General features: G+C 73.1%; 21 protein-coding genes and 2 tRNA genes. 13 read left to right on the forward strand and 10 right to left on the reverse strand.

Annotation, left to right across the window (positions count from 1 at the left end):
- Positions 1-116: 116 nt before the first annotated feature.
- The 6 genes from A5481_RS06620 to trpC all read left to right on the forward strand — a co-directional run bounded on the left by A5481_RS06620 (position 117) and on the right by trpC (position 4,998).
- Complete coding sequence (locus tag A5481_RS06620; protein ID WP_425339735.1) at positions 117-683, forward strand: sigma-70 family RNA polymerase sigma factor; 567 nt, start codon at positions 117-119, stop codon at positions 681-683.
- 29 nt (positions 684-712) lie between these two features.
- Positions 713-1,507 (forward strand): anti-sigma factor family protein, encoded by a 795-nt coding sequence (locus tag A5481_RS06625; RefSeq protein ID WP_048434089.1) that lies wholly within the window; start codon positions 713-715, stop codon positions 1,505-1,507.
- Between the two features lie 38 nt (positions 1,508-1,545).
- Entirely contained in the window at positions 1,546-2,256 is a 711-nt protein-coding gene (locus A5481_RS06630) for a Bax inhibitor-1/YccA family protein (protein WP_048434090.1), read from the forward strand.
- A gap of 152 nt (positions 2,257-2,408) precedes the next feature.
- Positions 2,409-3,029 carry an anthranilate synthase component II gene (locus tag A5481_RS06635; RefSeq protein WP_064503837.1) on the forward strand — a complete coding sequence of 207 codons (621 nt, stop codon included), beginning with the start codon at positions 2,409-2,411 and terminating at the stop codon, positions 3,027-3,029.
- Positions 3,030-3,074: 45 nt separating this feature from the next.
- Entirely contained in the window at positions 3,075-4,088 is a 1,014-nt protein-coding gene (trpD, locus tag A5481_RS06640) for an anthranilate phosphoribosyltransferase (RefSeq protein WP_048437451.1), read from the forward strand.
- 61 nt (positions 4,089-4,149) lie between these two features.
- Complete coding sequence (trpC, locus tag A5481_RS06645; protein WP_048437452.1) at positions 4,150-4,998, forward strand: indole-3-glycerol phosphate synthase TrpC; 849 nt, start codon at positions 4,150-4,152, stop codon at positions 4,996-4,998.
- Here the strand turns inward: trpC and A5481_RS06650 are convergent.
- Both A5481_RS06650 and A5481_RS06655 read right to left on the reverse strand, forming a co-directional pair.
- Positions 4,989-5,867: an alpha/beta fold hydrolase gene (locus tag A5481_RS06650; protein WP_156312191.1), complete on the reverse strand. Its 879-nt coding sequence runs from the start codon at positions 5,865-5,867 to the stop codon at positions 4,989-4,991. The two genes, trpC and A5481_RS06650, sit on opposite strands and share 10 nt — an antisense overlap.
- 624 nt (positions 5,868-6,491) lie before the next feature.
- Positions 6,492-7,433, reverse strand: coding sequence for a PfkB family carbohydrate kinase (locus tag A5481_RS06655; protein ID WP_048437454.1), 942 nt, complete (start codon positions 7,431-7,433; stop codon positions 6,492-6,494).
- Between the two features lie 68 nt (positions 7,434-7,501).
- Here A5481_RS06655 and A5481_RS06660 point away from each other — a divergent pair, with 68 nt between their 5' ends.
- Complete coding sequence (locus tag A5481_RS06660; RefSeq protein ID WP_048437455.1) at positions 7,502-8,281, forward strand: GntR family transcriptional regulator; 780 nt, start codon at positions 7,502-7,504, stop codon at positions 8,279-8,281.
- Here A5481_RS06660 and A5481_RS06665 read toward each other — a convergent pair.
- From A5481_RS06665 to A5481_RS06695, 7 genes are all read right to left on the reverse strand, one after another.
- Entirely contained in the window at positions 8,257-8,958 is a 702-nt protein-coding gene (locus tag A5481_RS06665) for a helix-turn-helix transcriptional regulator (protein WP_048437456.1), read from the reverse strand. The two genes, A5481_RS06660 and A5481_RS06665, sit on opposite strands and share 25 nt — an antisense overlap.
- 561 nt (positions 8,959-9,519) lie before the next feature.
- Positions 9,520-10,632, reverse strand: a complete 1,113-nt coding sequence (locus A5481_RS06670; protein ID WP_156312193.1) for a hypothetical protein — start codon at positions 10,630-10,632, stop codon at positions 9,520-9,522.
- Positions 10,633-10,648: 16 nt separating this feature from the next.
- Positions 10,649-12,304 carry an acetolactate synthase large subunit gene (locus A5481_RS06675; protein WP_048437457.1) on the reverse strand — a complete coding sequence of 552 codons (1,656 nt, stop codon included), beginning with the start codon at positions 12,302-12,304 and terminating at the stop codon, positions 10,649-10,651.
- Positions 12,305-12,505: 201 nt separating this feature from the next.
- Positions 12,506-13,081, reverse strand: a complete 576-nt coding sequence (locus A5481_RS06680; RefSeq protein WP_048437458.1) for a hypothetical protein — start codon at positions 13,079-13,081, stop codon at positions 12,506-12,508.
- Positions 13,071-14,015: a ParA family protein gene (locus tag A5481_RS06685; protein ID WP_064503838.1), complete on the reverse strand. Its 945-nt coding sequence runs from the start codon at positions 14,013-14,015 to the stop codon at positions 13,071-13,073. Before A5481_RS06685 ends, A5481_RS06680 begins: the two co-directional genes overlap by 11 nt.
- Before the next feature lie 139 nt (positions 14,016-14,154).
- A complete protein-coding gene (locus A5481_RS06690; protein WP_064503839.1) occupies positions 14,155-14,997 on the reverse strand; it encodes a flagellar biosynthesis protein FlhF in 843 nt (280 codons plus the stop codon).
- A gap of 164 nt (positions 14,998-15,161) precedes the next feature.
- The gene (locus A5481_RS06695) at positions 15,162-15,794 is read right to left on the reverse strand and encodes a 2OG-Fe(II) oxygenase (RefSeq protein ID WP_048435028.1); all 633 of its coding nucleotides are present in this window, start codon (positions 15,792-15,794) and stop codon (positions 15,162-15,164) included.
- Between the two features lie 488 nt (positions 15,795-16,282).
- On the opposite strand from A5481_RS06695, the gene A5481_RS06700 reads away from it, so the two are divergent.
- The 5 genes from A5481_RS06700 to A5481_RS06720 all read left to right on the forward strand — a co-directional run bounded on the left by A5481_RS06700 (position 16,283) and on the right by A5481_RS06720 (position 19,317).
- Complete coding sequence (locus tag A5481_RS06700; RefSeq protein ID WP_048435029.1) at positions 16,283-18,073, forward strand: ABC transporter ATP-binding protein/permease; 1,791 nt, start codon at positions 16,283-16,285, stop codon at positions 18,071-18,073.
- A 69-nt stretch (positions 18,074-18,142) separates the two neighbouring features.
- Positions 18,143-18,217 (forward strand) — tRNA-Val (locus A5481_RS06705).
- A gap of 126 nt (positions 18,218-18,343) precedes the next feature.
- Positions 18,344-18,418: transfer RNA gene (locus A5481_RS06710), tRNA-Val, on the forward strand.
- 245 nt (positions 18,419-18,663) lie between these two features.
- Positions 18,664-18,906 (forward strand): type II toxin-antitoxin system RelE family toxin, encoded by a 243-nt coding sequence (locus tag A5481_RS06715; RefSeq protein ID WP_048435030.1) that lies wholly within the window; start codon positions 18,664-18,666, stop codon positions 18,904-18,906.
- A 12-nt stretch (positions 18,907-18,918) separates the two neighbouring features.
- Positions 18,919-19,317 carry a helix-turn-helix domain-containing protein gene (locus A5481_RS06720; RefSeq protein WP_048435031.1) on the forward strand — a complete coding sequence of 133 codons (399 nt, stop codon included), beginning with the start codon at positions 18,919-18,921 and terminating at the stop codon, positions 19,315-19,317.
- Positions 19,318-19,377: 60 nt separating this feature from the next.
- On the opposite strand, the gene gph is transcribed toward A5481_RS06720, so the two are convergent.
- The gene (gene gph / locus A5481_RS06725; protein ID WP_048435040.1) at positions 19,378-20,070 is read right to left on the reverse strand and encodes a phosphoglycolate phosphatase; all 693 of its coding nucleotides are present in this window, start codon (positions 20,068-20,070) and stop codon (positions 19,378-19,380) included.
- A 214-nt stretch (positions 20,071-20,284) separates the two neighbouring features.
- On the opposite strand from gph, the gene A5481_RS06730 reads away from it, so the two are divergent.
- On the forward strand, positions 20,285-20,701 hold the full coding sequence (locus A5481_RS06730; RefSeq protein WP_048435032.1) for a hypothetical protein: 417 nt from the start codon (positions 20,285-20,287) through the stop codon (positions 20,699-20,701).
- The last annotated feature ends 18 nt before the right edge of the window (positions 20,702-20,719 follow it).

Genomic DNA, 20,719 nt, shown 5'->3' on the forward strand with positions numbered 1-20,719 from the left:
CCCGCAGAGGGGGGAGGGTCAGGGAGCCCTACCGCTCACGCGGATGTGAACGCGCGTTGCACGTCGACGACCGTCCCCGGGATTAGACACCGCCCGGCACACGTTCACCCATTATGATGCTTCGCAAGCGCCCCGACGTCCTCGACCTCATGGTGCCGCTCCGGCGCTACGCCCGGTCCCTGACGCGCGACTCCACCCAGGCCGACGACCTCGTGCACGACACCCTCGTGCGCGCCCTCGAGCGCCAGGGCTCCTTACGTCCGGGGACCAACCTGCGCACCTGGCTGATGACGGTGCTGCACAACGCCTTCATCGACGACCAGCGCCGCCGCAAGGTCGAGGCGCGGTACGCCGACGCCCTCGGGCAGATGTCCGAGGAGGCCACGCCCCCGGCCCAGGAAGGGCATGTGCGCCTCGCCCAGGTGCGCGAGGCGTTCCAGCGCCTGCCGGCCGAGCAGCGCGAGGCCCTGCACCTCGTGACGATCGAGGGGCTGGCCTACCAGGAGGCCGCCGACGTGCTCGGGATCCCGATCGGCACGCTGATGTCGCGCCTCGGGCGCGCCCGCGCGGCGTTGCGCAACATCGAGAGCGGCGCCGCCGCCCGCCCGCCGGCCCCCGAGGAACCGGGCCGACCGCGCCTGCGCGTGGTCGAGGGCGGGAGCCCGTCCGCGAGGGCGTCGTGATGCGGCGCGAGCTTTCACCGGAGGCGACGATGGACCCGATCACCGAGGCGGACCTGAACGCCTATATCGACGGCCAGCTCGACCTCGCCCGGCGGATCGAGGTCGAGGAGCACCTGGCGGCGCGGCCGGAGGTGGCGGCCCGGGTGATGGCGGACCTGCACACCCGCGACGCGCTCTGCGCCGCCTTCGGGCCGGTGCGGGACATCGAGGGCAAGGCCGTGGCCGTGCGGCCCGGCCCGACGCCGGAGCGCCTCGCCGCGGCGGCCCGCCGGCTCGACCGGGCCCTGACCTGGCGCCGGATCGGCGCGCGGCTCCAGCGCGCCGCGGTGATCGCCATGCTGGTCGGCACCGGCTGGCTCCTGCACAACGAGACCGGCGATTTCGGCGTGCAGAACACCCTGGCGCAGACCCACTCGCCGGCCTTCGTCGAGGAGGCGCTGCAGGCCCGCCAGGCGGCGCTCGTGCGGGCCCGCGTCGCCTCGCAGCGCCCGACCCCGGCCTACGACCGCCGCGAGGTCGAGGCGGCGACCGGCATCGCCCTGCCCGACCTGCCGCCGGACTGGCGCGTCGACGACATGCAGATCTTCCCCGCCCGCAGCGGCGCCGGGGTGGAGGTCGCGATCGATGCCGGCAGCCTCGGCAAGGTCGCACTCTTCGCCACCCGCACCGCCGAGGCGGAGGCGCACGCCCCGGCGATCGTCCGCTCGCCGGAGGCCGTGACGGTCTACTGGACCGCCGGACGCGGCGCCTACGCGCTGAGCGGATCGGGCAGCGAGCCCGATCTCGGCCGGGCCGCCGCCACCCTGGCGGCCCTGCAGCACTGACGCCTTCACCCGTCCCCATCCCGGAGCGACCTCCCCCGATGAACACCCCCTTCGCCTGGCAGACCCACGCGGCCCCCGCCGGCGCGGTCTTCGACGAGGGCCTGCGGCGGCACATGCTGCGGGTCTACAACACGATGGGCCTCGGCTTGGCCCTTACCGGCCTCGTCGCGCTCGGCGTCTCCTCGACCCCGGCGCTGTACAAGCCGCTCTTCGGCACGCCGCTCAAATACGTCGTGATGCTGGCGCCGCTGGCCTTCATCATGGTGCTGTCGTTCCGCGCCGACCGGATCTCGGCCGCCACCGCCCACACCCTGTTCTGGACCTTCTGCGGGGTGATGGGGCTGTCGCTCGCCTCGATCTTCCTGGTCTTCACCGGCACCAGCATCGCCCGGACGTTCTTCATCACCGCGGCGATGTTCGGGGCGACCAGCCTCTACGGCTACACCACCAAGCGCGACCTCTCGCGGATGGGCTCGTTCCTGGTGATGGGCCTGATCGGCCTCGTCATCGCCAGCCTGGTCAACATCTTCCTGGCCTCGAGCGCGCTGCAATTCGCGATCTCGCTCATCGGCGTCGTGATCTTCACCGGCCTCACCGCCTACGACACCCAGTCGATCAAGGAGCAGTATGCCGAGAACTGGGGCGAGGAAGCCACTTCCAAGCTCGCGGTGTTCGGCGCCCTGTCGCTCTACCTGAACTTCATCAACCTGTTCCAGATGCTGCTGAGCCTGACCGGCGAGCGGGAATAGGCGACACCCTCCACCACGGACGGACCCTCGACTTCACACCCGCCTGTCCCGCGAGGGATGGGCGGGTTTTTCACGTCGCGGCGCGCCCCGCCGCCCGGCCCCCTTGACCTCCCGCCGCCCCAAGCCCCACACCGCGCCTGCGAGAGGCGCCCATGTCCGACATCCTGGTCATCGACAACTACGATTCCTTCACCTGGAACCTCGTCCACCTGATCGGGCCGCTCGCCGGATCGATCGAGGTGGTGCGCAACGACGCGATCACCGTCGAGGAGATCCGCCAGCGCGCCCCCGACGCCCTGGTGCTGTCGCCGGGGCCGTGCAGGCCGAGCGAGGCCGGGGTGTGCCTCGACGTGGTGCGGGACCTGAGCGACGAGATCCCGATGCTCGGGGTCTGCCTCGGCCTGCAGGCGATCGGCCAGGCCTTCGGCGGCGACGTCGTGCGGGCGCCGGCCCCGATGCACGGCAAGGTCTCGCAGGTGCAGCACCGGGCGACCGGGCTGTTTCGCGGCATCAACGGCCCGTTCGCGGCGACGCGCTACCACTCGCTCATCGTCGAGCGGGGAAGCTGCCCGCAGGACCTCGTCGTGACGGCGGAGGCCGACGGGCTCATCATGGCGCTCGAGCATGCCGCGCGGCCGGTGCACGGGGTGCAGTTCCACCCCGAGAGCATCCTGTCGCAGCACGGGGAGACCATGGTGCGCAATTTCCTCGAGCTTGCCGCGTCCTGGAATGCGACAGCCCGGGGTGACAAGCGCGGCCGAGATGTGCATTGACGGACCCGGCCCGACACCCGCGCTGAGATCAGGCTCGTTATCGTCATGGACTCGTTCAAGCCCTACCTGGCGAAGGTCGCCACGGGCGCCGCGCTGACGCGCGAGGAGGCGCGCCGCGCCTTCGACCACCTCCTCTCCGGCGAGGTGACGCACGCCCAGGCCGGCGCCTTCCTGATGGCCCTGCACGTCCGCGGCGAGGCTCTGGACGAGATCACCGGTGCCGCGAGCGCCTTGCGCGAGCGGATGACCCGCGTCGCGGCGCCCGAGGGCGCGATCGACATCGTCGGCACCGGCGGCGACCATTCGGGCAGCTACAACGTCTCCACGCTCGCCGCGATCGTCACCGCGGCCTGCGGCGTGCCGGTGGCCAAGCACGGCAACCGCGCCGCCTCGTCGCGCTCGGGCGCCGCCGACGTGCTCGCGGCGCTCGGCGTCGGCATCGGGCTGACGCCCGACCACCTCGCCCGCTGCCTCTCCGAGGCGGGCCTGTGCTTCATGTTCGCCCAGGCGCACCACGCCTCGATGCGCCACGTCGCGCCGGTGCGGGTCGAGATCGGCACCCGGACGCTGTTCAACGTGCTCGGCCCGCTCTGCAACCCGGCCGGGGTCTCGGGCCAGCTGCTCGGCGTCTACGCCCCCTCGCTGGCCGAGCCGATGACCCGGGTGCTGTCCGAGCTCGGCAGCCGCCGGGTCTGGACCGTGCACGGCTCCGACGGCCTCGACGAGATCACCACGACCGGTCCGACCGCCGTGGTGGCCCTGGAGGACGGCGCCATCCGCCGCTTCACCATCGACCCGCGCGAACTCGGCCTGCGCCTCGCGCAAGCCGAGGAGCTGCGCGGCGGCGATCCGGCGCACAACGCGGCGGCGCTGCGCGAGGTGCTCGACGGCGCCCGCACCCCCTACCGCGACATCGGCGTCCTCAATGCCGCAGCGGCCCTGATGGTCGCCGGGCGCGTTGACAGCCTGCAGGACGGTGTCGCGCGCGCCGTCCAGGCGATCGAGACCGGTGCGGCCAGGGCGGTCCTGGAGCGCCTGGCGGTCGTCTCGACCACGTAGAGCTCCCGGCGTTCCACCACCCCATCGACCCCCGACACGCTCCCGAGGGGAGGACACGGCCTTGTCCGACACCGATACGACGTCGCGAGAGGACGAGGCCCGGCCGCGCCCGGCCGACGTGCTCGCCCATATCGAGGCCTACAAGCGGCGCGAGATCGCCGCCGCGAAGCTGCGCGTGCCGCTGGCCGAGCTCGAGAAGCGCGCCGCCAAGGCCGACCCGCCGCGCGGCTTCGCCGACGCGATCGCTGCGCATGTGGCCCAGGATCGCTTCGCGCTGATCGCCGAGATCAAGAAGGCGTCGCCGTCCCGCGGCCTGATCCGCGAGGATTTCGACCCGCCGGCGCTCGCCCGCGCCTACGAGGCCGGCGGCGCCACCTGCCTGTCCGTGCTCACCGACGAGCCGTCCTTCAAGGGCAAGCCGGACTACCTGATCGCGGCCCGCGCCGCCTGCGGCCTGCCGGTGCTGCGCAAGGACTTCCTGTTCGAGCCCTACCAGGTGGTGGAGGCCCGGGCCTGGGGCGCCGACTGCATCCTGGTCATCATGGCGAGCCTCGACGACGAGGAGGCCTCCGCCCTCGTCGAGACCGCCCACGACCTCGGCATGGACGTGCTGATCGAGGTCCACGACGAGGCCGAGCTGGCGCGCGCGCTGCCCCTCGGCACGCGGCTCATCGGCGTCAACAACCGCGACCTGCGCACCTTCGAGGTCTCCCTCGACAACGCCGTGCGGCTGAGCCCGCTGGTGCCCAAGGACCGGATCCTGGTCGGCGAGAGCGGCATCGGCGGCCACGCCGACGCGCAGGTGCTGGGCCGGGCCGGCATCCGCACCCTCCTGGTCGGCGAGAGCCTGATGCGGCAGGACGACGTGACCGCGGCGACGCAGCGGCTGCTGTTCGGCGATCAGGCCTGAGGACCGGCCGGGGCGGCCAGGAACCCGATCAGGGCGGCGTTCACCGCCGCCGGCTCCTCGTGCTGGAGCCAGTGGGTGGCCTGCGGGAAGTACCGCAGGGCCCCTTCCCGGCAGAGCCGCAGGCTCTCGGCGGCGAGGCCGCGTTCGAGGGCGGTGTCACGCTCGCCCCACAGCACGAGGACCGGCGGCCGGATCGGCTCCGGGGCCGGGTCCCGGGGCAGGCGCAGCGCCCGGTACCAGTTCAGCATCGCGGTGATCGCCCCCGGACGGCGCCAGGCGGCGGCGTAGAGGTCGAGGTCGTGGACCGAGAAGGCGCCCGGCCGGCTCAATCCGGTCAGGGCGCGCCGCAGGGCGGCGCAGTCGCCGGCGCGCAGCATCGCCTCGGGCAGGCCCGGGATCTGGAACAGCCCGACATAGAAGCTCCTGAGCATCTGGCTCGGGTGCCGGCGGGCATAGGCGCCGAAGACGTCCGGATGCGGGGCATTGAGGATCGCCACCCGCTCGAGCCGGTCGGGATGGCGCGCGGCCGTCCACCAGGCGACGAGGCCGCCCCAATCGTGGCCGACGAGGCGGATCCGGTCGCGACCGAGCGCGTCGGCGAGGCCGATCACGTCGTCGGCGAGGCGGTCGAGGTGGTAGGCGGCGAGGCCGTCGGGCCGGCTCGACTGGCCGTAGCCGCGCTGGTCCGGCGCCACCACCCGTAGGCCGGCCGCCGCGAGCGGGCCGATCTGGTGCCGCCAACCCCACCAGGTTTCGGGAAAGCCGTGCAGCAGCACGGTGAGCGGCCCGTCCTCAGGGCCGGCCTCGGCCAGGTTGAGGGTCAGGCCGCGGACGGGAATCGGCCGCGTGGCGGGCTCGGTCGGCGTCATCGCGGCAACTCCCGGCATGGTCCCCGAAACGGGCGAGAGCGCAACGCGGCAGGCCCGGGCCGGGTCCCCTGCGCCCTGGGACCCGCGTGAGTTGCATCGGCGCATCACCTGCGTCGCGAATGCCACAAAACGCGAGTGAGCCCTTGCCAGCGAAGCGGGCAGGGCTTAGTTCTAGTCGGGCAACGCGGCGATGGCGTCGCGGCGTTGCTGCCCTCTTTGGGCGTTTCCTCCCTAGACTTGGGCCACACCTCGCGTGTGGCCTTTTTTCTTAGGTGCAGGCGCCTCTGTCAACGGCCAAGCCGGCCGGCGGCCGTGGGAATCGCGTCCTTCCCGGACGTTTCTCCGGTGCCGTCGGACGGAGTGGACGGGATCCGGCTCGCCCAACCTCGATTTTTACCGGCCGACGCAATCACCGTGCAATCGTGCGGTGGTCTTCCTGCGCCCCGCCGCCGTGCGGCGGCGCACAGCCGCGCCGCTCCCGCCGCCTTAGACACCGATCGACCACGCAACGGGGAGGCCCGGCCATGCTCAGACAGCGATTCGACGACATCCGGTTCATCCTCGTCCTGGCGGCGGTCGCCGTGGCGGGCTCCCTGCTCACCACCCTGTTCGGCTAACCGTCGCTCACGCGCCCGCCAGCATCGCCTCGACGGCGGTCCGCTCCGGCAGCGCGTCGAACACGCCCGCCCGGCGCACCACGCAGGCGCCGCAGGCCGCGGCGATCCGCAGGCATTCGGGCAGCGGGCGCCCCTCGGCGAGGCCGACCGCGAGACCGGCCGTGAAGGCGTCGCCGGCCCCCAGCGTATCGACCGCCGCGACCGGAAAGGCCGGCTGGACCTGCGCCCCGCCGCCGGCCGGAAACGCCACCGCCCCGCCCGCCCCGAGGGTGACGACGACGAGGTCCGGCCCGCGCGCGTGCAGCGCCCGGGCGAAGGCCGCGAAGGCCGTCGCCTCCGCCTCCGGGACCGGAAGGCCGAGGGCGGCCGCGAAGGCGGCGGCCTCGACCGCGTTGACGACCAGGATCCGGGTCTCCCGCAGGATCTCCGGCCCGGGCAGCCGGAACGGCGACGGGTTGAGCAGGGTGCGGGCGCCGGCGCCCCGGGCGATCCGGAAGGTCTCCGCCACCGCCTCGTCGCCGGCCTCGAACTGCGCCAGGACCAGGGCGGCGGCGGCGATCCGCCCCGCGACCTCCCGCACCGCCCCGGCCCCGAGCCGGGCATTCGCCCCGGGATGCACCGCGAGGCAGTTCTCGCCCGCCGCGTCGGTGAAGCCGATGCCGGCCCCGGTCGGCCCGGGGAAGCGGCGCAGCATGCCCGGCGGCAGGCCGGCCCGGATCAGCGCCGGCTCGGCCAGGGCCGACAGGACGTCCTCCCCGATCGCCAGCAGCCCGTCGACCGTCGCGCCGAGACGCCGGGCGCCGACCGCGAGGTTCAGGCCCTTGCCGCCGGGCTCGACCAGGAAAGCCTGTGCTTGCAGGGATTCGCCGGCTCGCGGCAGGCGTTCAACCGTGGCAGAACAGGCGACCACGAAACTGCCGAGGACGAAGAGAGCCGGATTGGCCGCCATGCTGATGCTCCCGCTGCTTCTCCGTCCCGCCGCGCCCCCGCGTGGCCGCCGCACCGGCTGATCCGCCGATGCCCGAACACCCGTCCGGGGCCGGCCCGGGCCCTCCTGCCCTCGTGAGCCTGGTGCGGCTGCGCCACGACACCGCCCGGCCGCTCTACCAGCAGCTGGAGGAGCAGCTGCGCGGCCTGATCGAGGAGGGCATCGTGGCGGGCGGCACCACGCTGCCGGCCGAGCGCCCCTTCGCCGAGGCCCTCGGCGTCAGCCGCACCACGGTGCAGCGCTGCTACGATTCCCTGCGCCGGCAGCACTACCTCACGGCGCATGGCCGGCACGGCTTCATCGTCGCCGCCGGGCGCACCCGGCTCAGCCCGGGCATGGACCGGCTCAAGGGCTTCACCGAGGAGATGCACGAGCTCGGCCGCGTGCCCTCGACGCAGGTCGTCGAGCGGCGCGTGGTCCAGGACCGCTCGATCGCCTCGCTGTTCGGCCTCCCCTCCACGGCGCCGTTCCTGAAGCTGGTGCGCATCCGCTGCGGCGACGGCATGCCGCTGTCGCGGGAGGTGGCGTGGTACGACCTCACGGCGGTGCCGGCCCTGGCCGAGGGCGATCTCGGCGGCTCGGTCTATGCGTTCCTGGGCGCTCACGGCGCCGCCCTGGTGCGCTGCCGCCAGACCATCGAGGCGGCGACCCCGGACGAGGCCGAGTGCGCGGTGTTCGGCTTCACCCAACCCCTCCCCTGCCTGCTGATCAAGCGCCGCTCCTACGCCCGCGACGACCGGATGATCGAGTACGTCGAGGGCCTGTTTCGCGGCGACGCCTACGCCTACCGGCTCGACCTCAGGGCGTGAGGTGCCGGCGCCGCGTCGGCGGCGCAGGCCACCGGCAGCTGCACCGCCGCCACCAGGGCGACGAGCTGGCTCTGCTGCCGGGTGCCGGTCTTCAGGAAGATGCGGGCGACGTGGGTGCGCGCCGTGGTGACGCTGATGCCGAGCTCGGCCGCGAGGTCGGCGAGGCAGCTGCCGCGGGCGAGCGCCGCCCCGACCTGCGACTCGGCGCGGGTGAGGCCGAACAGCGTCCGCAGCTGCACCTCGATCCGCCCCTGCACCCGCAGCAGGCGGGCCACCACCAGGGCCCGGCCCGGCGCCTCGGCCTCGACCAGCGGCGAGACGCAGACCGAGACGCCCGGCTCGTCGGCACCGCCCTCGAGCTGCAGGAAGCCGCCGGCCTCGCCGGGGCGGCCGTCGCAGGCCGCCTGGATCAGGGCGTGGAGCCGCGACCGGCCCTCCGCTCGCCGCGCGCACAGGATCCGCGCCCCCGGACGCCTGACGTCGAGACCGTCGGCGTCGAGGGCTCTGGCCTCGGAGCCTCCGGCCGCCTGGTTGCCCGTCAGGGCCCCGGCGGGCCGGTCGAGGAGATCCGCCGCCTCCCGGTTGGCATGGAGGATGTGTCCCTGCCGGTCGACCACCAGCACCGCGAGGGCGAGCGCGTCGAGGGCGGCCGCCGCCGCCGGCTGCCAGGCGGTCACGGGGCGGTGGTCCCGGTGACGCGGCTGCGCCGCCGCCCGTCATCGCTCCGCCCGAACCCTCTCAGGTCGAGTTCACGGCGAGTGAACCCATCGCTTCCACGCGCGTGCATCTTCGCCCCCTCCGGCAAATCCCCGCGGTCTGGCGGTCCGAAACCCGCCTTGATCCATATAGGTACCAAAAACTCGATCGCACAAGACTGTTTCTCGCGGCTCAAACGCGCAAGTTAGAGCCGACATGATTGATACTGCCGGTATGGATGCTTGATCTCGGTGCGTTTTGGCACAGCCCGGTCGGGATTGGCCTCACCCGTTCGGAGAGGGGCGGAGCCGGGCGGAACGGCAAGGCCGAGCAACGCCGCGCGCCGAAAGGTCGATATCGATACAGGCGGGTGCCGCTGCGTCGTCGTGCGGGACGTCGATCGGTCATCCGCCGGTCGAGATCCGGGATCGACGCGATCCATCCACCGTGAACGCAGGGGAAGGCGGTCCCCGTCATCGCGCGGGCCGGCGGCCGGATCTGCCGGCTCCGGCGCATGGCCGCGAGACGTCGACGCGATGCGGTCAGGCGGCGGCGGGGGCCGGCCGCGGGGCCGCTGCGCGGGCACGGCGCGGGCGGCGCCAGATCAGGCGGCCGAGGGCGGTGCCGGCCCGGCGGCAGAACAGGGCGGCGGCCAGGAACCAGGCGAGGCCGAGCCAGATCCCCTGGAGAATCGCCAGCAGCCCCGATCCGAGCACCAGGGCGCCTCGGCCGAGCAGCGCCAGCACCGCCCGGGTACGCCCGCCCATCCCCTCGGACAGGCGCGCGACCCGGCGCAGGTCGTCGGCGTTCTCCGCCACCGACAGGGCCTGCAGGGCGCCGCGCGTGCCGAGCCGGGCCTGGATCCGGGCCGATTGCTCGCCCACGGCCCCGATCTCCCGGAAAGCGGCGGGCCGCAGCACGCCCTTCGCCCCCTGGCGCAGGGCCGCGAGGTCGAGACGGCCGGCCGCCGCGGCGGCGACGCCCAAGGCCTCGCGGTCGATCGCCGCGCCGGCACTGCGGGTGAGCCGCGCGGCGAGCGGCCGGGACAGCCGGCCGGTGCGGGCGGCGAGCTTCAGGGTCGTGGTGCCGGCATGAACCGGGACGCTGGTGCCGAGCGACACGATGGTGGCGCCGGTGAGCGCCAGCCCGGCGGCGGCGAGCCCGAGGAGCAGCGGGTCGTAGGCTTCGCCGCGCGACAGCCGCCCGCCCTCGCGCCACAGGTCGCGCAGGTCGCCGTAGCCGACGAGGTCGCCCGCCATCGCCCCGGCGAGGCCGGGCAGTCCCGCCCCCTCCCCGCTGACGAAGCCGGCGGCGGCCTCCCCGAGCGCCCGGCGCGGCGCGCTCGCCGCCAGCGCCTCCACGCGGGCCCGCCGCTCGGGCGCGACCGGGACGCCCTGCGCGTCGGCGAGGGCGAGGAAGCTGCGGCCCAGCTCGTCGTCGCCGGCTTCCACGGCCGCGTCGATGCCGGCGTCGATCCGCGCCGCGTCGGCGGCCCCCTTCAGGCGCAGGGAGGCGATGGCGGCCGGGTCGTCGGCGGCCGCGCGCAGGCGCCAGGCCTGGTCCGCCGCCGGCAAGAGCACCGGGGCCGACGCGGCGATGCCGGCGGCGGCGAGCAGCAGGAGCGCGCCGGCGACGCGCCGGTGCCGGCGGGACACGGGCGCGTCCACGGCCCTAGCCGGGCTCGACCTGGGGGGCGCGGCCGCCGAGTTCCTCGACCAGCACCCGGGTGTTCTCGGAATAGTCGACCGGCACCGCGACGAGGTGCACCCCGCCCGCCGCGAAGGCGGCCTCCAGGGTCGGCGCCAGCGCCTCGGCCGAGGTCACGCGGTGCCCCCGGGCGCCGTAGGACTCGGCGTAGGCGACGAAATCCGGGTTGCCGAAGGTCATGCCGTAATCGGGGAAGCGGTCGACCGCCTGCTTCCAGCGGATCATGCCGTAGGCCCGGTCGTCGAGCACCAGCACCACGAGGTCGAGGCCGAGGCGCACCGCCGTCTCGAGCTCCTGGCTGTTCATCATGAAGCCGCCGTCGCCGCAGACCGCCAGCACCCGGCGTCCCGGATGGACGAGCTTGGCCATCATCGCCGAGGGCAGCCCGGCGCCCATCGTGGCGAGCGCGTTGTCGAGGAGCAGCGTGTTGGCGACGTGGGTGCGGTAGTTGCGGGCGAACCAGATCTTGTACATGCCGTTGTCGAGGCAGACGATCCCGTCCTCCGGCATCACCGCCCGGACGTCGTGGACGAGGCGCTGCGGCGTCACCGGGAAGCGGTCCTCCTCGGCCCGGTCGTTGATCCGCGCGAGGATGCTCTGGCGCATCGCGAGCAGGCCGGGCTCCGGATCGAGCCGCCCTCCGAGGCGGTCGGCGAGCGCCGTGACGGTCGCGCCGATGTCGCCCACCACCTCGGCGTCGGGGTGGAAGACCTGCTCGACGCTGGCCGAGACGTAGCCGACATGGATCACCCGCGGGCCACCCGCGACCCGGCCCATCAGGAAGGGCGGCTTCTCGACGGTGTCGTGGCCGATCGACACGATCAGGTCGGCGCTGTCGATCGCCTCGTGGACGTAGTCGCGCTCGGAGAGCGCCGCGGTACCGACGTAGAGGTTCGAGCCGCCGGTGACCGCGCCCTTGCCCATCTGGGTGTTGAAGAACGGGATCCGGGTGCGGCGCACGAAGTCGGAGAGCGGCTCGACGAGGCGCGGCCGGTTGCCGGCCGCCCCGATCATGATCAACGGGCGCTGCGCCTGCAGGATCATCGCGGCGGCGCGCTCGATCGCGGCGGGGTTCGCCACCGGCCGGTCGATCGGGTGCGGCGGCACCAGGGCGACGTCGGCCTCCTCGGCGGCGATGTCCTCGGGCAGCTCGAGATGGACCGGCCCGGGCCGCTCCTCGGTGGCAACCCGGAAGGCGTCGCGCACGATGGTGGGGATCGAGGCGGCCGACACGATCTGGCGCGTCATCTTGGTGAGCGGGCGCATCGCCGCGATCACGTCGACGATCTGGAACCGGGCCTGGCGGGCGCTCATGATCGGCTTCTGGCCGGTGATCATCAGCATCGGCATCGCGCCGAGATGGGCGTAGGCGGCCCCCGTCGTGAAGTTGAGCGCGCCGGGCCCGAGCGTCGAGATGCAGACGCCCGGCCGCCCGGTGAGCCGTCCGTGCGTCGCCGCCATGAAGGCCGCCGCCTGCTCGTGGCGGGTCAGCACCAGCTCGATCCCGGAGGTGCGCAGGGATTCGACGACGTCGAGGTTCTCCTCGCCCGGGATGCCGAAGATCCGGTCCACGCCCTCGTTCTCGAGGGCGGCCACGAGCAGATCGGAACCTTTGGCCATCGGGCGCTCCTCCGGGATCGTTCGTTTCGTCAGCTAAGAACGCGGATGACCCCGCACAACGGATCGGTCATCCAGGCCGGATCACGTCGATCCAATGAAGCGCGGGGAATCTCCTCTCCCCGCGGGCGGGGAGAGGAGGGAAACCGCGCCCTCCCTTCGTTCGGGCGGGCCGAGATTCGGACGGACCGAGCAGAAATCGTGTCATTCCTGCTGGCGCGGCCGCCGGGGCGGGCGCGCCGTCATGGCGGCGGAGGCCAGGGCGTCGGTGGGGCCCGTCTGGCCACCGGCGGGAGGGCGCGCCTTCGCGGGTGCCGCGCGGGCGGGCGGTGCCGGCTCCGGCGCGGCGGCGACGGGCGGCGCCTCGGGGGCCGGCGCCGGGGTCGGCCTCGCAGCGGCCTTGCCTCTCGCCGGCGCCTTGGCGGGCTTCGCTTTCGCCGCCGGGGCCGCCACCGGGTCGCGGTCGGCGGCGAGCGCCAGCAGGTGGCGGCGATGCGTGACGGCCGGCCCGTCCTTGAGCTCCGGGTGGTGCTTGTCGAGGCGGGTGGCGAGCGCCTTGACCTCGGCGTCCTTGAGGCCGTCGACGATCAGCGCCAGGGGCTGCGGCCCGAGCGCCTCGCGCACCGCGCGCAGGCCCGGAAGGTCGAGGGTCTTCGCCTTCAGCTGCTTCGTCACCAGCGCGTGGGCGGCCTTGGTGACGTCGCTGCGGATCGCCGGGAAGGCCTCCGGCGCCTCCGCGATCGCGCACAGGACCGCGAGGCCGTCGATCTCAAGCGCCATCCAGGGCCTCCTTCAGTTCGGCCACCACCGGCGTGATCACCTCGCCGATCAGGTCGCGGGTGGCGTCGCGATACTTGTTGGCGAAGGTTTGATACTCGAGGGTGAGCGCGTTCGCCAGCGCCGCCGATTGCGGCACCCGGGTCCTGAACAATCGGAACCGCGCCCCTTCCGCAGCGGCGCTCTCGCGCAAGGTGGCGTAGGTGGTCGCCTGCTGCTTGGTGTTCTGCCAGCGGGTGATCAGCACGTGCGGGGGCTTCTTCGGCGCCAGCATGCTCTCGGAGGCGCTGCCGACGCCCCAGATCGTCTCGTAGAACGCCTTGAGGCCGTAGGTGGAGAGGAAGTCCGAGATGCAGGCCACCACCACGAGGTCGCTCGCGCGGATCGCCACCTCGGTCATCGGCGAGATGCCGGGCGCGCAGTCGAACAGCACGTAGTCGTAAAGCTCGCGCAGGGGCGCGAAATCCTCCTGGAACAGCTTCCACAGGTGGCCCTCGATGGCGTGCATCGAGAACTGGCGCTTGGTGAGCGCGTAGATGATCTCGCGCTCGACGACCCGCAGCGACGGGCCGGAGGCGAGGAGCGAGATCGGCAGCGGCTCGCCGAGATGGGTGGTGCTGGAGACGTAGTCGCGGATGAAGTCCGGCAGGGCGGCCTTGTCGCGGTCGACGATGCGCAGGCCGAGGTAATAGTCGAGCGTGCGCCCGCCGGTGATCATCTCGGCCAGGATGCCGTCGCCGGCGAAGCACACCGACGCGCTGGCCTGCGGATCGAGGTCGATCACCAGCACCGAGGCACCCCCGGCCGCGAGCGCGTCGGCCAGCATCACCACGCTGGTGGTCTTGCCGACGCCGCCCTTCATGTTGGCGACCGCCACGAGCTTGCCGGCAGCAGGCTTGCCGCTGGAGGACTTGCCACCGGAGGACTTGCCGGTCATGCGGGCGACCCCGGTCGCGGGGCGGTCGCGGCGGGCGGGCGGGGCGGGGCCATCGGGGCACTCTTCAGGGCGGGCCCTCTTTCCACCACCGCTGTTTGCGGCGAGTCAAGCTCGGTTGCAGGCCGTCCGCCCCCCGGGCTCAGTCGCCCGAGCAGCGGGTATAGGTCACCGAGCCGCGCCCGCTCGCCCAGGTCAGCCGCTGTCCGGCCACGGTCAGGCGCACCCGCGAGGTCCAGTGCCGGCCCGCGCTGCGGCACGAGGCGGTCGTGGTCCAGGAGCGGCCCTCGCGCCGCGTGTCGCGGAACTGGCACAGGGTCTTGCCGGCCCGGGCGCTCCCCGGCCGGATCACCGCCGGCAGGAAGCCGCGGCGGGCGGACCGGCTGCCGGCGCAGGCCGCGCGGCTCGGTCCCCACACGCCGGCATAGGCCGGCGCCTCGGCCTCGTCCTCGGCCGCCTCGCCGGGGCGCGGCGTCTCCCGCGCGGGCGGCTCGCGCTCGGCCTCCCGCGCGGTCTGCCGGCGGGCCGGCTCGCGGGCCTCCTGACGGTCCTCCTCGCGGGTCTCGGGCTTGGCCGGCGATGCGTTGCGCACGGGGCGGGGCGGGACCGGCCGCTCCTCCGGCTCCTCGTCGGGGGCGAGGTCGTGGGCGGGGGCGGCCTTCACCGGGCCGAAGCCGGATCCCGGCGGCGCGTCCCGGAACGCCGCCGCCCCGTCCGGGGCCGTGCCGTCGCGGGCGCCGATCCGGTCGGGCGGCTCGCGCCAGCCGCCCGCCGGGCGTCCGGCCTCCGGCGGCACCGCGTCGGGCGGCGGGCGGCGGCGGAAGATCGGGACCGTGGAGCGGTAGGGCTTCGACAGGACCGGCGGGTCGGCGGGCATCTCGAGGTCGGATTGCGCGACGGCGCGGCCGGTCCCGAGCAGGCAGGCCGCGCCGGTCAGCACGACCAGGCCGGCCATCCACAGGCCCGCGCGGTGAAACGCCCTCATGATGCCCCCAGCGTCCCCCGGCCGGCGCCGGTGGTCAAGTCTTAGAGCGCCCTCGTCCTGTTGTGGACCTGGGTTCCGGCCCCGGGCGCGCATCGTCCCGAGGTGTCACCCGGCGAGCACTGTCCCGGCGTCGCCCGCTCCGGGCCGCGCCGGCCCGGATCCGGTCAGCGGCCGAAGATGCCCTTGAGGAACTGGGCCGTGCGGTTGCGCTTGCGCTTGCGCTCGAGCTCGGCCGCGTCCTTGACCCAGGCGACCTGCACCACCCGGCGCTCGCCCTCGAACGGCCGGTGGCCGTGCCAGGAATTGTCGGCGCGCAGGAAGGCGAACATCGTCCCCATGGTCGGCGGCACCTCGACCGCGTAGGGCTCGAACCGCTCGCCGTCGTAGAGCACCCGCAGGCGGCCGGCCTCCGGCGCGTCCCACTCGTCGTTCATGTAGACGAGGAGCGTCATCACCTTCGAGGGGCCGTCGGTGTGGATCGCGCCGTATTTCGGCTGCGAGCGGCGCATGATCGTGGTCAGCCGCGGGCAGGAGACGAGGTCGATCCCGAACTTCTCGCTCAGCACCTGCGAGAAGGTGTCGCTCTCGAGCTCCTCGATCAGGTCCTTGAAGCGGCCGGTGAGCTGGACCTCGTCGACCGTGAGGTAGCCCGGCTTGCCGATGGCCGGGAAGTCGCGCTTGAGCTCGGGCACCGCCTCGGGCCGCAGAACCTGCCGGCCCAGGAAGTAGTGGTAGGGGTCGTGCGCGAGGGGTGCTGCGCGCACGGCATCGACGTCGAGGATCGAGAGGGCCGCCATGGGTAGTTCGCACTCGTCTGGTCTTGGAGCGGGTGGTCTTGGAGCGGGTCCCGCGGCCGTCGTGCCGATGCGAGCTTGCCGGGTCGAGCGTGCCGGGTCGCGGGAAACCGGCGGACCATCGGGGCGGATTGCGGCGGCGGCGGGGCATCGCGGCGATCGTTTCACCCCGTCCCGATGCCGGACGGAGGTCGCGACGCGGCAACGACCGCTCACGTCTGCGAGAGCGGACCCGGCGGCGCAGGGCGCCCGGCCGCATGAACGTGGTTTAACTTGCAACGGCAACGGCGCCATGGTCCTGCCAAGGGGCCGCTCCATAACGGAAGCGACCCGAGACCCGACCGGCCCGTGACCGGATCACGGTGACGGGTCGACCCATGGCGAGGCGGAAGGGCGGGCGACGGCTCGCGCGCCCGGACCGCCCCCGAATCACCGGCCCGCCCCCGCGGGCCCGCTTGAGGCCGGCCCCCTGGGTCGGCCCGGAGACCGCGATGCACGGCTTGAAGCAGGCCCTCCTGCAGATCTGGCGCCTGGCCTATCCCTACTACACCACCCGCGAGGTCACGACGGTGCGGCTGTGGCCGCTGCCGGCGGTCAAGATGCAGGAGCGCTGGGTCGCGCTCACCATGGCGGCCCTGGTGATCGGCATCGAGTTCGCCCAGGTCGCCATCAACGTGCGCCTGTCCTACTTCAACCGCGACTGGTTCAACGCGATCCAGAGCAAGGACGCGGCAGCGTTCTGGTCGCTGCTGTTCTCGGTGTTCTGCCTCTGGGCCGCGGTCTACGTCGCGAGCGCGATCATCCAGTACGTGATCCAGTCGTTCCTGCGGATCCGCTGGCGGGCCTGGATGACCCGGCACTACGTCGACCGCTGGCTCGGCAACGACACCCATTACCGCATGGGCTTCTCGGGCGCGCAGGCCGACAACCCCGACCAGCGCATCGCCGACGACATCGACCAGTTCACCCAGACCACCCAGTCGCTGACCATCAGCTTCCTGTCGGCGGTGTCGAACCTGATCTCGTTCTCGGTGATCCTGTGGAACATCTCGGCCGCCTTCACGGTGCCGGGGACCGACTGGCATGTGCCGGGCTTCCTGGTCTGGGGCGCGCTGATCTACTCGGGCCTCGTCACCTGGATCACCCACCGCATCGGCCGCGCGCTGGTCGGGCTCAACTTCGAGCAGCAGCGCCGCGAGGCCGATTTCCGCTTCTCGCTCGCCCGCCTGCGCGAGTACGGCGAGCAGGTGGCCCTGCTCGGCGGCGCCCGGGCCGAGCGGGCCTCGCTGCGCGACCGCTTCGGCGCGCTGATCGCCAACTTCTACGCCATCGTCGACCGCCGCAAGAAGCTCGCCGCCTTCACGGTCAGCTACCAGCAGGTCAACGTGGTGATCCCCTACATCCTGGTCGCGCCCTACTACTTCGCCGGCCAGATCCCGCTCGGGGTGATGACGCAGACCGCCGGCGCGTTCTCGCGGGTCGAGAGCACGATGTCGTTCTTCATCACCTTCTACGTCACGCTGGCCGACTACAAGGCGCAGGTCGACCGGCTCACCACCTTCGACGCCGCCATGGGCCGGGCCGACGCGATGGCGGCGGGAAGCCCGCTCGCGGTGCTGCCGGCGGGCGGCCCGGGCCTTCACCTCAAGGGCCTCGCCCTCGACCTGCCGGACGGCCGGCGCATCGCCGAGGCCCCCGCGCTCTCCTTCCGCCCCGGCGAGACGACGCTGCTCACCGGCCCCTCGGGCTCGGGCAAGTCGACGCTGTTCCGCGCCATCGCGGGCATCTGGCCGTTCGGCGAGGGCTCGGTCGCGACGCCGGAGGGCGCCCGCCTGCTGCTGCTGCCGCAGCGGCCCTACCTGCCGATCGGGACGCTGCGCGCCGCCGTCACCTATCCGGAGCCGGCGGGGCACTACGACGACGCGGCGATCCGGAACGCCCTCGCGGCGGCGCGGCTGCCGCATCTGGCCGACCGCCTCGACGAGGAGTCGCCGTGGGCGCAGGCCCTGTCGCTCGGCGAGCAGCAGCGCCTCGCCATCGCCCGGGCGCTGCTGGCGCGTCCCGACTGGCTGTTCCTCGACGAGGCCACCGCCGCCCTCGACGAGCCGACCGAGGCCGCGCTCTACCGCATGCTGCGCCAGGAACTGCCCGACACCACCGTGGTCTCGATCGGCCACCGCTCGACGCTGACCGCCTTCCACGACCGGCGGATCGACATGACCCGCCGCGAGGACGGCCGCTTCGTGCCGACCGAGCTCGTGGCCGCGGTGCCGGCCGAGTAGCCGGCCCGTCCTACGGGGCGACGAAGCGCCTTGACGCGCCGCGTCGCCCCGCCTAGAAGCCGGCTCACAGGGCGCGTAGCTCAGCGGGAGAGCATTCGCTTCACACGCGAAGGGTCACAGGTTCAATCCCTGTCGCGCCCACCACCTTGTGCAGATCGATGGTTCGACCCCGCGACGTCCCGTCGTCGCCCGGTCCGGCCGTCATACCGGTTCGGCCTGCGATGCGGCTTCCATGGAAGCCCTGCATCACCCCGCATGGGGCCGATCCTCGGGCGCGTAGCTCAGCGGGAGAGCATTCGCTTCACACGCGAAGGGTCACAGGTTCAATCCCTGTCGCGCCCACCATTCTTTCTTATCATCCCATCGCAAGTCGATCAGCCGGACCGTCTGGCTTTCCTCGACGTGTCTGAAGTCCTCCTGTCGGCATAGCCATGCGGACGGAAGCGGCCACGCATGACGTGCGCGGTGCGGGTCTCGTCGACCGGGACGCCGGCGGGGTCGCTGGTCGTCCGCCTCACCCACGACACGTGGGCCCGTCGCGATATCGAGGCCGGTTTGTGAAAATCGCATTGTTGCGCGATATTATAGCAATGAAGCCGATCACCTATCGCGCCGCAGCTCTGCGCAGCCTGACCGGCCTTCCGAAGCGGGACCGGGTCGCCCTCATCGCCAAACTCGGCCGCTACGCCGAGACCGGTGCCGGCGATGTCCGCCCCCTTACCGGCCGGCCGGGCAAGCGGTTGCGAGCCGGCGATGACCGCGCCGTCTTCCTGGAGGATGACGGGGCCATCGACGTGCTGGCGATCGGCCATCGCCGCGACATCTACGAATGAGAAAGAAGGCCCATGACCGTCCAGTACATCACCACACCGGCGGGCGAGGAACTGGCTATCCTGCCCCGCCGCGACTACGACGCGCTCCTCGCCCGTCTCGGCGACGAAGCGGCCGAGGACCGCGCCACCGCCCGCATCATCGACGAGCACCTGAGAGCGGTCGAAACCGGCACGGCCGGCCCGTCGGTCCCGCACTGGTTCGTCATGCTCCTGGCCGAGCACGGCTCGCCGGTGACGGCGGCACGCAAGCACAGGAGCCCGCCCTGCACGCAGGCCCAGCTCGCCGAGGCGATCGGGATTTCGCAGGGGCATCTCTCGGATATCGAGCGGGGGCGGCGCGCGCTCACTCGGGAACAGGCGCATCAGGTCGCCGGCCATACCGGCGTCGAGGCCGATTGGCTGCTCTCGTGAGCTCCGACACATCCCGGGTTCCCGGCTGCGGCGGGTTTCCGGGATGGCCGGGAGGGTGTATCAGGCCGCCCCGCGATCGAGCCGCCGCACCGCCTCGTACAGCTCGTCGAAGTGCTGGATCACTACGTCCGGCTCCAGCTCTTCCACCGGCACGTCGGTGTAGCCGAACGGCACCGCCACCACCGGGATGCCGGCGGCCTTGGCGGTGGCGACGTCGGTGCGGGAATCGCCCACCATCACCGCCCGGGCCGGGTCGCCGCCCGCGCGCGCGATCGTCTCGGTGAAGTGGCGCGGATCGGGCTTGAAGTACGGGAAGGTATCGCGGCCGCAGATCGCCGCGAACCGCCCCGCGACCCCGAGCAGCTCCAGCAGGCGGACCGAGTGGTCCTCCGGCTTGTTGGTGCAGACCGCGAGCCGGTAGCCCGCCGCCTCCAGCCGATCGAGGGAGGCCACGACGCCGGGAAACAGGTGCGAGACGTTGCACAGGTTCCGGCCGTAATGGGCCAGGAACACCAGGAACAGCTCGTCGAGCCGGTCCGGCGTCAGCTCGCGCCCGCCGGCCGCGAAGCCGCGCTGGATCAGCGCCCGGGCGCCGGCCCCGATCAGCTCCCGCGCCTGCGACAGGGCCACCGGGGGCAGGCCCTCCCGCTCCAGGATGACGTTGAGGGTGCCGATGAGGTCGCCCGCGGTCTCCGCGAGGGTGCCGTCGAGGTCGAACACGACGATCGGCGGCAGGGAATCCGGGACGGGCATGGCGGCGTTCGGCATGGGGGCTCGCTGCGGGCGGGGAGATGGGCCTCCCCCATACAGGCGAGGGCCGCCGCGGACCAAGTCCGCAGCCGCACCCCGAGCCAAGCCCGGGACAAGCCGGGCCGAGCTATAACAGGTGCAAGGCGGACGATTCGGCCGCCGCGCCCCGCGAGCGCGGCCGGCACGTCGCCGCGATCGAGTCGAGGAGCGGCGCGCCATGCGCGGGAGAGCGGGTAATCGAAGCAGGGCCGCGGCGGCGGCCGGGCTGGCGGCGGGTCTGCTGATGGCGGGCGCGGCGCAGGCGGCGTCCTACGAGTTCGTGCCGGCGCCCCAGGCCGACCTCAACCGGGTCTACCGGGTCGACAAGGCGACCGGCGAGGTCATCTCCTGCCAGTACGGCCTGCAGGACAACACCATCGGCACGACCCTGTGCTTCGGCCCCGGCGAGGGCGCCGGGCCGCAGGCCCCGTCCGAGTACAGCCTCGTGGCCTCGCGCCACCTGCGCGAGGCCGGGGTGTTCCGGGTCAACCAGCGCACCGGCGCGATGAGCATCTGCTACGTGCTCGACGACGCCGTGGTCTGCACGCCCCAGGGCAATGCCGGCAGCACGGCACCCGCGGCGGCCAAGCCCTGAGCCGGCGGCGACGTTGAG

This window comes from Methylobacterium platani, assembly GCF_001653715.1.
Taxonomy (GTDB): domain Bacteria; phylum Pseudomonadota; class Alphaproteobacteria; order Rhizobiales; family Beijerinckiaceae; genus Methylobacterium; species Methylobacterium platani.